Annotated in this window: 15 protein-coding genes; 7 read left to right on the forward strand and 8 right to left on the reverse strand. The window is 70.8% G+C overall.

Annotated features, from left to right (window positions below):
* Positions 1–20 precede the first annotated feature (20 nt).
* On the reverse strand, positions 21–683 hold the full coding sequence (locus P0Y41_RS04565; RefSeq protein ID WP_284062790.1) for a rubrerythrin family protein: 663 nt from the start codon (positions 681–683) through the stop codon (positions 21–23).
* Between the two features lie 60 nt (positions 684–743).
* On the opposite strand from P0Y41_RS04565, the gene P0Y41_RS04570 reads away from it, so the two are divergent.
* The 3 genes from P0Y41_RS04570 to P0Y41_RS04580 are packed head-to-tail and all read left to right on the forward strand — an operon-like array spanning position 744 to position 3259.
* Entirely contained in the window at positions 744–1058 is a 315-nt protein-coding gene (locus P0Y41_RS04570) for an ASCH domain-containing protein (protein ID WP_284062791.1), read from the forward strand.
* A 9-nt stretch (positions 1059–1067) separates the two neighbouring features.
* Positions 1068–2357 (forward strand): MBL fold metallo-hydrolase, encoded by a 1290-nt coding sequence (locus P0Y41_RS04575; RefSeq protein ID WP_284062792.1) that lies wholly within the window; start codon positions 1068–1070, stop codon positions 2355–2357.
* Between the two features lie 44 nt (positions 2358–2401).
* A complete protein-coding gene (locus P0Y41_RS04580; RefSeq protein ID WP_284062793.1) occupies positions 2402–3259 on the forward strand; it encodes an AAC(3) family N-acetyltransferase in 858 nt (285 codons plus the stop codon).
* On the opposite strand, the gene P0Y41_RS04585 is transcribed toward P0Y41_RS04580, so the two are convergent.
* The 4 genes from P0Y41_RS04585 to P0Y41_RS04600 form a co-directional block, all read right to left on the reverse strand.
* Positions 3256–4236 (reverse strand): sensor histidine kinase, encoded by a 981-nt coding sequence (locus P0Y41_RS04585; protein WP_284062794.1) that lies wholly within the window; start codon positions 4234–4236, stop codon positions 3256–3258. The genes P0Y41_RS04580 and P0Y41_RS04585 overlap by 4 nt on opposite strands.
* Before the next feature lie 293 nt (positions 4237–4529).
* Positions 4530–4865, reverse strand: coding sequence for a 2Fe-2S iron-sulfur cluster-binding protein (locus P0Y41_RS04590; protein ID WP_284062795.1), 336 nt, complete (start codon positions 4863–4865; stop codon positions 4530–4532).
* 88 nt (positions 4866–4953) lie between these two features.
* Positions 4954–5766 (reverse strand): enoyl-CoA hydratase/isomerase family protein, encoded by an 813-nt coding sequence (locus P0Y41_RS04595; RefSeq protein ID WP_284062796.1) that lies wholly within the window; start codon positions 5764–5766, stop codon positions 4954–4956.
* 85 nt (positions 5767–5851) lie between these two features.
* The gene (locus P0Y41_RS04600) at positions 5852–7408 is read right to left on the reverse strand and encodes a long-chain-fatty-acid--CoA ligase (RefSeq protein WP_284062797.1); all 1557 of its coding nucleotides are present in this window, start codon (positions 7406–7408) and stop codon (positions 5852–5854) included.
* Positions 7409–7576: 168 nt separating this feature from the next.
* Between P0Y41_RS04600 and P0Y41_RS04605 the strand changes: the two genes are divergently transcribed.
* Positions 7577–8113 carry a halocyanin domain-containing protein gene (locus P0Y41_RS04605; RefSeq protein ID WP_284062798.1) on the forward strand — a complete coding sequence of 179 codons (537 nt, stop codon included), beginning with the start codon at positions 7577–7579 and terminating at the stop codon, positions 8111–8113.
* A 29-nt stretch (positions 8114–8142) separates the two neighbouring features.
* Here the strand turns inward: P0Y41_RS04605 and P0Y41_RS04610 are convergent, their stop codons facing one another.
* Both P0Y41_RS04610 and P0Y41_RS04615 read right to left on the reverse strand, forming a co-directional pair.
* Positions 8143–9195 (reverse strand): mandelate racemase/muconate lactonizing enzyme family protein, encoded by a 1053-nt coding sequence (locus P0Y41_RS04610; RefSeq protein ID WP_284062799.1) that lies wholly within the window; start codon positions 9193–9195, stop codon positions 8143–8145.
* Positions 9192–10139 carry a 1,4-dihydroxy-2-naphthoate polyprenyltransferase gene (locus P0Y41_RS04615; protein ID WP_284062800.1) on the reverse strand — a complete coding sequence of 316 codons (948 nt, stop codon included), beginning with the start codon at positions 10137–10139 and terminating at the stop codon, positions 9192–9194. Before P0Y41_RS04615 ends, P0Y41_RS04610 begins: the two co-directional genes overlap by 4 nt.
* Before the next feature lie 105 nt (positions 10140–10244).
* Between P0Y41_RS04615 and P0Y41_RS04620 the strand changes: the two genes are divergently transcribed.
* A complete protein-coding gene (locus P0Y41_RS04620; protein WP_284062801.1) occupies positions 10245–10790 on the forward strand; it encodes a carboxymuconolactone decarboxylase family protein in 546 nt (181 codons plus the stop codon).
* Positions 10791–11022: 232 nt separating this feature from the next.
* Here the strand turns inward: P0Y41_RS04620 and P0Y41_RS04625 are convergent, their stop codons facing one another.
* A complete protein-coding gene (locus P0Y41_RS04625) occupies positions 11023–11964 on the reverse strand; it encodes a 1,4-dihydroxy-2-naphthoyl-CoA synthase (RefSeq protein WP_284062802.1) in 942 nt (313 codons plus the stop codon).
* Between the two features lie 108 nt (positions 11965–12072).
* Here P0Y41_RS04625 and P0Y41_RS04630 point away from each other — a divergent pair, with 108 nt between their 5' ends.
* Positions 12073–12516, forward strand: a complete 444-nt coding sequence (locus tag P0Y41_RS04630; RefSeq protein WP_284062803.1) for a hypothetical protein — start codon at positions 12073–12075, stop codon at positions 12514–12516.
* The gene (locus P0Y41_RS04635) at positions 12509–13033 is read left to right on the forward strand and encodes a DUF7965 family protein (protein WP_284062804.1); all 525 of its coding nucleotides are present in this window, start codon (positions 12509–12511) and stop codon (positions 13031–13033) included. The genes P0Y41_RS04630 and P0Y41_RS04635 overlap by 8 nt, the downstream gene beginning before the upstream one ends.
* Positions 13034–13110 lie beyond the last annotated feature (77 nt).

Consider the following 13110-nt stretch of genomic DNA (forward strand, 5'->3'; position numbering starts at 1 on the left):
TGCGCGGCCGGAGGCGACTGTCAACACACGGGCTTCACGTCGATCCCCATCCCGGTCAGCGCGTCGGCGTAGTCGTCGTAGGCGATCTGCACGACGTACTCGGCGACCATCCGAGCGCGCTCCCAGTCCTCGTCGTCCGCGCACAGGTCCTCCAGCAGCGCGAGCCCCCGCTTCAGTTCCTCTTCGGTTTCGGTGCGCAGGTCGCGGAACAGGGTCGCGCGCGACTCGTCGCCCTCGTTGACGAAGAACGAGACGATCTGGAGGTGCGAGCGGTCGCTGACGAGTCCGCGACCGACAGCGCCGGCGGCGACGCGTTCGACGGGGGCCTCGCGGGCGCGGAGATACTGGTGCATCGCTCCACCGTCGACCGGGTCGTGCTCGGCGCCGAGCTCCGTCAACGACTCGAGCACGCGCTCGCGGTGCTCGCGCTCGCGCTCGGCGAGCCAGTCGAACAGACCCGCGGCGGCGTCGCCGGCCGGGTCGTCGTCGGGGCCGCCCGCGTCCGCCGCCCACCCGGAGAAGGTGGTGTGTGCGGCGTGTTCGGAGTCGGCAGCCGCGCGCAGCACCGCCTCCGGCTCCAGCGTCGCGTCCGTGAGCGCGATGAGGAGCTTGTTCGATCCGAACCGGTCCAGTTCGGTCGCCTTCGCCGATTCGACGGTCGCGCGGAATCGCTCGCCGTCCATGGTCGATCGGTCGCCGAGCGTGGCGTTAACGTTTCCCCCGAGCGACACCAGCACACGAGTATGGCACACATCGAGGCGTCCGAGATCCTGCCGAACGACCACGTCCAGCAGCTGGCCGGGGACGGGGCGGTGACGCAGCTCCACCGCGGCCACGCCTACGCCGAGGAGGGCGACACCTTCGAGATCGACGGGACCACCTTCGAGGTGACCGCGGTCGACCGCCGCACGCTCGGCGACCTCACCGACGAGGACGCCCGCGCGGAGGGTTCGGAGGACCTAGCGGCGTACAAGGACAGGCTGGCCCGCGTCCACGACGAGTTCGAGTGGGACGACGACAGCGAGGTCGTCAAGCACGCGTTCGAACCGCGGGAGTGAGCCGTCGCGATGCGCGACAGCGACCGCGGAGACAACGAGGACGATCCGACCGCTGACGCCGACGCGGTCACCGACGGCGACGGCCCGAGCCACGTCACCGCGCTCGGTCCCCCGCCGGGCGGCGAACTCGCACCCGAGGCACTCGCGCGGCGCCTTCGCGCCGGCGACCCGGTGTCGGTGCTGGACGTGCGCGACCGCCCGGAGTTCGAGGCGTGGCGCGTCGACGGCCGCGGCGTGACCGCCCGCCAGGTTCCCCACGTGAACTTCGTCGCCGCGGCCGCGACGGGCGACGCGACCGATCCGCTGCCCGAAGGCCTTCCGGAACCGATCGTCGTCGTCTGCGGCCGCGGGAAGGCGAGCGCAGACGTGGCGCGCGACCTCGCCGCCGCCGGCGTCGACGCGGTGAACCTCGCGGGCGGCATGGACGCGTGGGCCGAGACGTACCTCGCTGAGCCGATCGTCCGTGACGGCAGCGAACCCGGCGGCGACGGCGACCTGACCGTGATCCAGTACCAGCGCCCTTCCTCTGGCTGCCTGGGGTACCTCGTCGTCGCCGACGGCCCCGACGGTCGCGAAGCGGCGGCGATCGACCCGCTGCGCGCGTTCGCCGACCGCTACGCCGACGACGCCGAGGCTCGGGGCGCGACGCTGCGGTACGCGGTCGACACGCACGTCCACGCCGACCACGTCAGCGGCGTCCGCGCCCTCCGCGACGGCGCCGGCGCCGAGGCGGTGCTTCCCGCCGGCGCGACCGAGCGCGGGCTGGCGTTCGATGCGACCCTCCTCTCGGACGGCGACGCGCTCCGCGTCGGCGACGCCGTGATCGAGGCCATTCACGCGCCGGGACACACGACCGAGTTGACGTGTCTGCGGCTGCGCCGGCCGGGCGGGGACCGTGGGGACGTGCTCTTCACGGGCGACGCGCTGTTCTTGGGAAGCGTCGGCCGCCCGGACCTCGAGGCGGGCGACGACGGCGCGCGCGACCGTGCGACGACGGCGTACGACACGCTCCACGATCGGCTGCTCGCGCTCCCGGTCGACACGCTCGTCGCGCCGGGGCACTTCGCGGACCCGGCGGACGCCCGCGCGAACGACTACGCCGCCCCGCTCGCGCGGATCGCCGAGCTCGACGTCCTCTCGCTCGACCGAGCGGCGTTCGTCGCCCGCGTCGCCGGGGACCTCCCGCCGCGGCCGGCCAACTTCGAGCGCATCGTCGCGACGAACCTGGGCATCGAGTCGATGGACGACGCGGCGGCGTTCGAGGCCGAGTTGGGTCCGAACAACTGTGCCGTCGGGTAGCACGCCGCCGGTGCCGTTTTCAGCTTCGGCGGCGCCGTCTGCCCATGGGCGAACGCGAGGTCGTCGACCGAACCGACGCGCCGCTGACGACCGATCGACTGCGAGCCGACCTGCGCGAACTGGGCGTGACGCCGGGGGAAACCGCGCTCGTTCACTCGTCGCTGTCGGCGATCGGGTGGGTCGCCGGCGGGGTTCCGACCGTCGTCGACGCGCTGCTCGGGGCGGTGACAGCGACCGGGACGGTCGCGGTGCCGACGCACTCGACGCAACTGTCCGACCCGACGCACTGGGAGAACCCCCCCGTCCCCGACGAATGGGTCGACGCGATCCGTGCGGAGGCGGCACCGTACCGCCCCGAAGTGACGCCGACGCGTGGGATGGGCGCGGTGCCGGAGTGCCTCCGCGACTACCCGGGCACGTTCCGGAGTCGCCATCCGACCACCTCGTTCGCGGCGTGGGGTGCAGACGCCGAGCGGGTAACCGCCGACCACGCCTACGACTCCCCGATGGGAGAGGACTCGCCGCTCGCGCGGCTGTACGACCTCGACGCGCTGATCGTGCGGATCGGGGTCGACGCGAACACCTCGCTGCACCTCGCGGAGTACCGCGCCGACTACGACGGCGACCCCGAGTCGAACGGCGGTCCGGTACTCGTCGACGGCGCACGCGAGTGGGTCGAGTTCGCCGAGCCTGAGTCGCGCGACGACTTCCGTGAGATCGAAGCCGCGTTCGAGACCGAACGTGGTGTCGCTACTGAACGGGAAGCGGATAGCGATCTGGGTGTCGGTCCCGAACGCGAGGACGGGGTGTGGCGCGGCCGCGTCGGTGACGCCGAGGCAGAGATCTGCCGGATGCGGTCGCTCGTCGACTTCGCGGTCGAATGGATGGAGCAGAACCGCTAGTCCGACACTCGCCGGACGCCGCTGGGCAGGCCTGACTCCTCCGACAGTCCGCGGTCGCCCGCGGTATCGACGTCGTCTGCCGGGTCGTCGCTGTTCGATGACTCCTCGCTCGCCACGCGAGCGCGGTTCTCGGAGCGGAACCGCATCTCGACGCGGACGCCGCGCTGGTCGCGGTTCTCGATGGTCAGTCGGCCGCCCGAGAGCTCAACGACCCAGTAGATGACCCACAGCCCCAGCCCGGTGACGTGTTTGAGCGGGAACTCGCGCAGTTCGGCGATCGCCTCGAGTTCCTCGGCCGGAATGCTCGACCCGTCGTCGACAATCGTCACGGTCGTCCACGGGCCGTCCTCAGCGACCGTGATCGTGACGGTGACCTCCTCGTCGTTGTGACGGGCCGCGTTGTCCAGCGCCTCGCGGATCGCCTTCCCGGCGGCCGGATGAACGACCGCCACGGCGCGGTCCGGTATCGACGTGCGCACGTCGACCTCGGGGGTGTCCTCGTGGAAGCTGGACACCTCCGCGCGCGCGACGGCTCCCAAGTTCGTCTCGATGGGGTCCCCGACGTTCCACAGGTCCGCGAGCGTCTGCGCCTTCTCCGAGAGCTCGTGTACCCGGTCGACGTGCTCGATCAGCGTCCGCAGATCCGCCGCCACCTGCGGCTGATCGGTCGTCTCCGCGGCCGAGGCGGCGACGCCCCGGATGACGCCCACCTCGTTGCGGATGTTGTGTCGAAGCACCCGCTGGAGGACGGTGAGTCGCCCGGTCAACTGGGCTTGGGCGGCCCGCTCGGCGCGGACCCGCTCGACGTAGTAGCCGACGAGCCCGCCCGAACTGGACCCCAGGCTCCAGCCGATCGAGAGGATAAACCAGGCCTCGGAGACCGGCTCGTTGCTCGCGTAGCGAGAGACGACGTACACCGCCGAGAGCCCGCCGACGACGACCCCGGCACCGAGGCTGGTCGCGACGAGTCGGGTCACGCGCTCGGGGGGCGAGCCGCTCGCGGTCGACGCGAACGGCGACGACCGCGAGCACCAGGGCGAACACGACGAGAATCGACGCCTCGGTGAGTTCAACGAGAACCGGGTCGTCGTCGCGGACCACGTGTGCGACCGCGAGACCGAGGACCGCAGCTCCAAGCGCCGGTGGGATCAGCCTGGCCCCTCGGTCCCGTATCACGCTCGCGGGATTTCGCCCCGACCGATGAAACTGTTATGGCGGACGTCAGTCCCGTCGTGACTGAGACGGCCGACGGCGATGGTGGGGGGGAGCGTCAGTCGTCGTCAGCGGCGGCGCCGGCGGCGGATGCCGCGTCCTCCTCGATGCTCGGCGGGTACTTGCCGCGGTCGAGCTTCAGGTCCGACTGCGCACGCGCCATACAGGTGAGGGCGTAGTCCTCTGCCTCTTCCTCGGTGAGCGCACGGGCGACGGCGGCCTGCTGAGCCACCTCGCCGTCCACGATCTCGGCGGTGCACGCCAGGCACATCCCGACGCGACAGGAGTACTCCTGTGCGATGCCCTCCTCGATGCAGGCGTTCAGGATGGTCTGCTTGTCGGACACCTCGATCGACTCGCCGGTGCCGACGAACTCCACGGTGTACTCGGCCATGCAACCAGTGTTCTCGGGTTCTCCCTTCTACGTTTCGCTCCGCGGACCGCCAGCAGCCCGGCCCGCGGCCCTCGGGGCGGGTCAGAGCCTACCGCCCCTCGAACTCCGGCTGTCGCTTCTCCGTGAACGCGTCTACCCCCTCGGCGTGGTCCTCCGACTCCAGGACGGCAGCCTGCGCGCCCGCCTCGTGCTCGATCGCCTCGCCCAGCGTGGCGAACTCCGACCGCAGCAAGCGCTTCGACGTGCGAAGCGCGACTGTCGGCCCCGAGGCGATCCGGTCGACCAGCATCGAGAAGCGCGCCTCGAACTCGTCGTCGCCGACGGCGTGGTTCACCACGCCCAGTTCCTCGGCGCGCTCGGCGCTCAACAGCTCGCCGGTGTACACGAGCTCCTTTGCGACGTTCTCGCCGACCAGCCGCGGGAGGAGATAGGAGGTCCCGGAGTCGACCGCGAGACCGACCTCTCGGAAGCCGAATCCGATCTGTGCGTCCTCGTGGAGCGCCGTCACGTCGCAGGCGATCGCGAGGTTCGCGCCGGCGCCGAAGGCGGCGCCGTCGACTTTGGCGACCGTCGGGAACTCGCACTCGTACACCCGCTTCACGCAGCGACCGATATCCTGGATCACGTGGCGGACGGCGTGGTCGGTCGGTTCGTCCGACTCCTGCCGCTCTTGCATCGAGTCGATGTCGCCGCCGGCGCAGAACGCGGGACCCTTGCCTTCGACGACGACGCAGCGCGCGTCGCCGCCCTCCAGGTCGTCGAGCGCCGCCTCGATCCCCTCGGTCATCGCGACCGACAGGGCGTTCCGTCGGTCCGGGTCGTTCAGCCGGATCGTCGCGACGCCGTCGTCGTCGCGTTCGAGCCGCACGATTCCCTCCGAGAACGTCGTCGTCTCAGCCATATTCGGGGCGACGGGGCCCCGGGGTTTGGTCGTTTCCCCGCCGCGTCGCCGACGTCGACGCGACCAACTGCGCGTCGCCCGTCCGTTATTCGCCGCGGAGCTCGAACTTCTGGACCTTCCCGGTCGTCGTCCGGGGCAGTTCCTCGACGAACTCCACTTCGCGGGGGTGTTTGTACTCCGCGAGGTTGTCGAGGCAGAACTGCCTGATCTCGTCGGGCGTCACGTCCGCGCCCGGCTTGGGGACGATGAACGCCTTCACCGTCTCGCCGCGACGGTCGTCCGGGATGCCGACGATGGCCGCGTCCGCGACCGCCTCGTGCTCGAAGAGCAACTCCTCGACCTCCCGCGGGTAGACGTTGTACCCGGCGGTGTTGATCATGTGCTTCTCGCGGTCGACGATGTAGAAGTAGCCGTCAGCGTCGTGGTAGCCGATGTCGCCGGTGTGGAACCATCGCTTCCCGTCGCGCTCGGTGAACACCTCCTCGTTCGCCTCTGGGCGGTTGTGGTACCCCTGCATCACGTTCGGGCCGCTGACGACGACCTCACCGGTCACGTCGTCGAGGGCTACCTCCTCCTCGTCGACCGGTCCCTCGTCGACCGGATCGATCTCCTCGAACTCGTCATCGACGACCATCGAGGAGACGCCGGGAAGTGTCTTCCCGATGGAGCCGACGCGGCGGCCCTTCTCGGGCGTGTTGAAGTGCGTCACCGGGCTCGTCTCGGTGAGGCCGTACCCCTCGTAGATCTTCACGTCGAACAGCTCCTCGAATCGACGCAGCACCTCGACGGGGATACCCGACCCGCCGACGCCGCACAGCCGGAGGCTGGAGAGGTCGCGCTCGGCGGCGTCCGGCTGGTTGATCGCGTCGTTGTACATCGCGGGGACGCCGTGCATCAGCGTCAGTTCCCGGGACTCGATGAGGTCGAACGCCTGCTGTGCGTCCCACGCGGGCAGCGGGTAGTACGCGCCGCCGTCGAACAGCGTCGCGTTCATCACGACCGTCATGCCGTAGATGTGGAACAGCGGAAGGACGCCCAGCTGCCTGTCGTCGGTCGATATCCCGCCCGGGACGAGCGAGGCGGACATCGCCGCGTTCGACGCGAGGTTGTCGTGGGTGAGGAGGACGCCCTTCGGCGTCCCGGTGGTCCCCGAGGTGTACGGCTGACAGGCGATGTCGTCGTCCCCGCGATCGACCGTCTCGAACGCCGGGTCGCCGCAGAACTCCTCGAAGGAGACGGTCCCCTCGACCGCCTGACCGATCGTGACGACGGTGTGCACGTCGGTGTCCTCGCGTACGTCCGCGACGTGCTCGGCCAGGTCCGGCAGCGTGACGACCACCTCGGCGCCGGAGTCGGTGAGCATGTGCTCGATCTCGCGGGACTTGTACTGCGGGTTCATCGGAACGACGACCCCGCCGGCTCGCAGCGTTCCGTGGAAGCCGATCACGAACTGCGGAAGGTTCGGTAGGTAGATGCCGACCCGGCCGCCGGTGTCGACGCCGGCGTCGGCGAGTCCGGACGCGAACGCCCCTACCTGCCCCCAGAGGTCCCGATAGCTGATGTCGGTCCCGTCGTACCACACCGCCGTCTCGTCGGGGTGTTCCTCGGCGGTCGAACCGACGTGCGTGACGAGGTTTGTCATGCCATCGAACCGGTGGGTCGGTCCCGGCTAAAGTCTTTCCCGGTCGTTCACGAAGGTAGGTGGCGGCGATCGGTCCGTGCGACGGCGACGCGCTCTCCCGTCGCGACCCGCTGTGCGGTGCGACCGCGAGTCGGTGGAGCCATAGCCGTGCGGGACCGACGGCTCGCCATGAGCGAGACGACCGGACCCGAACTCGTTCGCCAGACAGCGACGCGCAGGCGCCTGCTCGCGGCCGTCGGAGCGACGGGAGTAGCGGCGGCGCTTTCGGGCTGTATTGGCGGCGGTGGCACTGGCGGCGGCAGCGGCGGTAGCAGCGGTGACGGTGGAGGCGGCGGAGGCGGCGGAGGCAGCGACGGGACCACGCGGTACGACGGCTGGCTCGCAGACGCGAACGGGTACGACGGTGAGGCCGTCGACCGGACCGGCGACGACGAGGTGACCGTCGCGGTCGGCGCCGGCGACGGCCTCGCCTACGACCCGGTCGCCGTCCGCGTCTCACCGGGGACGACCGTCACCTGGGAGTGGAGCGGAATGGGGAGCCGGCACAACGTCGTCGACGACGACGGCCGGTTCGAGAGTGCCTACTACGCGGCAGAGGGCGCGACGTTCTCCCGCGAGTTCGCGGACCCGGGCGTCGCGAAGTACTACTGCACCCCGCATGAGAACCTCGGAATGGTGGGCGTCGTCGAGGTCGTCGACGAGTAACTCCGGAGCAGCAAAGTTCGAACGGGCCGTCACGCAAGCCCGCCGAACGCGTTGCCGGCGAGCCCCGGTCCGGCCGGAACCATGATCCGCCCGTCAGCGACGGGAGCCGGGTCGTCGGCGACGAGGTCGGTCGCCAGCAGGTCGCCTGTCGCGAGCCCATGCGCGCGTTCGTCGCCGTCGGGAAGCGCGGCCGCGACGTGGACCGCCGCGGTCCGCGCAACGGCTGCGTCGATGGTCGTCGTAACGACCGGGTCGACGCCGGCGTGGGCGGCCGCGCGACCTGCCGCGAGCGCCCGCGAGGGACCGCCCAGCGCCATCGGCTTGAGGACGACCGCGTCGGCGGCGCCGGCAGCGATCACCTCGCCGACGCGGTACTGCGTCAGGGACTCGTCGAGCGCGACGGGCGCGCCGACGCCGCGGAGCGCGGCGTGTCCGGCGAGGTCGTCCGCGGGAAGCGGCTGTTCGACGTACTCGACGAGTCCCTCCAGCGCCGCCAGCGCGCGCCGCGCGTCGGCCCGGTCCCAGCCGCCGTTCGCATCGACCCGGAGCGCGATCGCGTCGCCGTCCGTGTCGTTCGTCTCAGCCGCCCCGAGAGCGTCGTCGACGGCGCGTACTCGATCGACGTCCTCCTCCACCGGTCTCGTGCCGACTTTTAGTTTCACCGTCCGGTAGCCAGAAGCGACCGCCGTCTCCGCGTCCGCGACGGTCTCGGCGACGGTCCCGTCGCCAACGGTCGCGTTCGCGGGGACGGACAGCGGCGGGGACCCGCGCGCCAGCGTCGCGGCGACCGCCCGCCCCGCCCGCCGAGCGAACGCGTCCCGATACGCCGTCGTGACGGCGTGGCGCGCGGCAGGCGCCTCCGGTCCCGGCGGAACGCCGTCGTCGCGTGCGCGTTCGAGCGCCCCGCGACACTCGGACGGCGACTCGGTCCACCCCGGGAGCGGCGTCGCCTCGCCGACGCCCGTAGCACCGCCGATGTCGACGCGGACGATGGTGCCCGCTCTGGTCTCGATGTCGCCGGCAGCGGTCGCCAGCGGCGTGGCGAGATCGACTGCGAACCCCCGAAGCGCGACGACGCTCACAGCGCCAGCCCGACGGCGAACAGCGCCGCGAACGCGGCGAGCAGCTTCCCGGTGCGTTCCAGCGCGGGGTTGAGCGCGTCGCCCGCCGTCTCGGTCACCACGGTTTTCGCGAGGGGGACGGCGAGCGGGAGCGTCGCCATCGGCAATAACACCGTGAGGTCGCCCGTCGAGGCGGCGAACACCGGCGGGATCGCGTACGCCATGCCGATGAGGAGGACGAACTGCGCGCGCGAGAACCCGTAGCCGAACCGGACCGTGAGGGTGTTCTTGTCCGCCTCGGCGTCCTCCTCCCTGTCCCTGAGGTTGTTGACGACGAGGATGTCCGTCGAGATGGCGGCGATCGGAAGGGCGGCGACGACCGCGGCGACGGGCACCAGTTCGGCGCGCGGGACGAGCGTGAGGAACTCGACGCCCAGCGCGGCGGCGGCCTGGACGTAGTAGGTGCCCGCGACGGCGACGAGGCCGAAGAAGACGAACACGAACACGTCGCCGAGGCCGTGGTACGCCAGCGGGTACGGGCCGCCGGTGTAGGCCACGCCCATCGCCACCGAGACGAGCCCGACGATCATGATCGGCAGGCCCGCGACCGCGACGAGATACGCGCCGACGACGATGGCCGCGAGGAACGTCAGCCACATCGCCCGCTTCACCTCGGCGGGGTCGATGAGCCCGCCCGCCGTCACTCGGGTGAATCCCTCGCGCTCGGCGGTATCCGCGCCCCTCTCCGCGTCGTAGTAGTCGTTCGCGAAGTTCGTCCCGATCTGGATCAGCGCAGCCCCCACGAGGGCGACGAGCGCCGGCAGCGGGGCGAACACGCCGTCGCGAACGGCGAGGCCCGTCCCCACGAGCACCGGCGCGAGCGCCGCCGGCATCGTCTGGGGGCGCGCAGCGATCACCCACGCGCGTCGCTTGGAGATGTCCGCTTGGCTCGTCTCCGTACTCATTATCGGAGACTGGGGCGGGCGGGGCATGAAGGGTGGGCTTCCCGGTCGGCCGCGCAGGCTGCGCGGACGGGGAGAGCTATACGTCCTCCCGTTCGACGCCATCGCATGGCACGCGTTCCGTACGTCGACCCGGAGGAGTTACCCGAAGAGTACCGCGATCTCGTCGTCTCGAAGCTGCAGGGGAAGCCCGTGAACGTGTACGCCGCGCTCGGCAACAACCCCGAAGTACTGGCGGGCACTCGTGCGTTCCTCTCGTCGCTGTGGGAGTCGAGCGGCCTGCCCGACCGCGAGCGCGAGTTGGTGATCCTCCTCGCGTCCGCCGAGAACGGCAGCCGGTACGAGTGGCACCAGCACGTCCGGATCGGCCGCGACGCCGGCGTCACCGAGGCCGAGATGGCGGCGATCGCCGACGGCGACTTCGACGCCTTCGACGACGACGAGGCGCTCCTGCTGCGGTACGCTCACGCCGCGTTGGGACGCGAGGTCGACGACGCGCTCCACGAGGCGTTCGTCGCCGCCCGCGACGAGTCGACCGCCGTCGGCGTCGCGTCGCTGGCGAACGGCTACACCTCGCTGGCGGGCGTGCTCGACGCCCTCGACGTGGGACTGGAGGAGGGCGAGGAGTTCGCGGGCTGGGATCCGCGGGCGTAGCCGGCAGGTCGCGGTGGCGGTAGTGTCGCTGTCGCGGTGCGGAAACCACTAGGAGTTGTACCGCGAGTGAAGGCCGGAAGGCCCGAACGAGCGGCTCTTTTGGCATTACGGGAAGTCTTCGACTTCCCGTCAGCAGCAGGAATGCGAGGCGTTCCTGCAGCATGAACGGGTTTTGGCGGGGTTCGACGAGCGAGCGAAGCGAGCGAGGAGGACCCCGCCAAAAGAGGTTCGTTTAGTAGTGCCATGGGTAGTCGCTGAAGTCCTGCTCTCTACCCGCTAAGAAGGCGTCGCGGCCCTCCTGGGCCTCCGGGGTCATGTACGCCAGTCGGGTCGCCTCGCCGGCGAACACCTGCTGACCGACCATCCCGTCGTCGGTCATGTTGAACGCGTACTTCAGCATCCGCATCGCCGTCGGCGACTTGCTCGTCATCTCGTCGGCCCACTCCAGCGCCACGTCCTCCAGGTCCTCGTGAGATATCGCCTCGTTGGCCATCCCCATGTCGACGGCCTCCTCCGCCGAGTAGGTCTTCCCGCGGAAGAACACCTCGCGGGCCTTCTTCTGGCCGACCTGCTTGGCGAGGTACGCCGAGCCGAATCCGCCGTCGAAGCTCGCCACGTCGGGGTCCGTCTGGAGGAACTTCGCGTGCTCCTCGCTGGCGAGCGTGAGGTCGCAGATGACGTGCAGCGAGTGGCCGCCGCCGACGGCCCAACCCGGGACCACGGCGACGACGGGCTTGGGCATGAAGCGGATGAGCCGCTGGACCTCGAGGATGTGGAGGCGACCCGCCTTCGCCTCCCGCACGAGTTCGTCGTCGGACTCGTCGGCCTCGTCGTCGTCGCGGTACTCGTAGCCCGACTCCCCGCGGACGGACTGGTCGCCGCCCGAGCAGAACGCCCAGCCGCCGTCCTTCGGCGACGGGCCGTTGCCGGTGAGGAGGACGCAGCCGACGTTCGCCCGCTTGCGGGCGTCGTCGAGCGCGGCGTACAGCTCGTCCACGGTGCCGGGGCGGAACGCGTTGCGCTTCTCGGGGCGATCGAACGCGATCCGAACCGTGGGCGAGTCGATCGCGCGGTGGTAGGTGATGTCGTCGAACGCCTCGCTGCCGTCGACCGGCTCCCAGCGCTCAGGGTCGAAGATCGCCGAGACGTCGTCCGCGTCGTCGCTGTCGCTCATACCCGAACGCGCGGCCGGCCCGCGCAAAAAGGTGCGCCTGTTGTGGGATCGTGACCGTCACGCGATCGTTCCCCAGTGTATTTGCCAACCGGGCAACAACTCTCGCGCATGTCCCTCGCTACGTCCGTCCTCGTCAGGGTCGTCCACGTCGTCGGAATGGCGCTCGTGTTCGGCGGCGCAGCGTCCGCGTGGGCGGCACTTCGAACCCCGGCCGCCGGAGCAACGAGCGGCTTCGACCCGGTCTCGCTCGCTCGGACCTACGAGTGGGTCTTCTGGGGGGCGATGGGCGCGATGGTCGTCACCGGCGTGGGCAACCTCGGCGCGCTCGGACCGCCGGGCCCGGCGAGTCGCTGGGGGACGATACTGACGGCGAAGCTCGTCGCGATCGCCGTCTTCGTCCTCGGGTCGTTCGTTCGAACGCTCGTCGTGTTCAGGCTTGGGCGAGACGGCTCCGCGGGCGCCGGCCGTTCACTCCTCGCCAGGAGCTACGGGGCGACGGCCGGCGCAGTGGTGATCCTCGTCTCGCTCGCGGAGGTGCTTGCGCATGGCTGAGGCCGGGCGCTTCGAACCCTGGGTCGTCTCGTCGTTCAACCTCGTCGCACTGAGCGTCGTCGGGATCACCGCAGCACACGTCGGCGGCGCTCTCGAGGGCGAACTCGCCGGATTCGGGACGCTCCCGGGCGTCGCCGTCTTCGTCTACCTGTGGCTCCTCACCGCGGGTGCGACCCGGTGGGCGCTGGCCGGCCGCGGCCTCGCCGGCTTGCGGGACGGCCTCGGCGGCCTCCGGTCGCTTCTCGTCCGCGGCGTCGCGGCCGGGGCGCTCATCGGGACGGCGTTCCTCCTCGGAGTGCTCGTCGTGTCGTTTCTCGTCAGCCTCGCACAGAACGGCCTACAGCTTCTCTCGATGGCACTCATCGCGCTCATCGGGTGCGCTGTCGCGGGCGTCGTCGGGGGCCTCATCGGCGGACTGTCGGTCGTCCTGGACGCCGGCGGGTACTGGGCGGCAGGGAAGATCGTCGACCGCTGGGTGGACCCGAACCGATCAGCGAGGCCCGCCGGCGACGAGTAGCGTCGGCGTCGTCCCGCGGTCGCGCTCCCGAGGCCCACGATCGCCCGCCGCGTGGCCGAGCCGGGGGCGTCCGTCGA

Source organism: Halobaculum halobium, from assembly GCF_030127145.1.
GTDB lineage: Archaea > Halobacteriota > Halobacteria > Halobacteriales > Haloferacaceae > Halobaculum > Halobaculum halobium.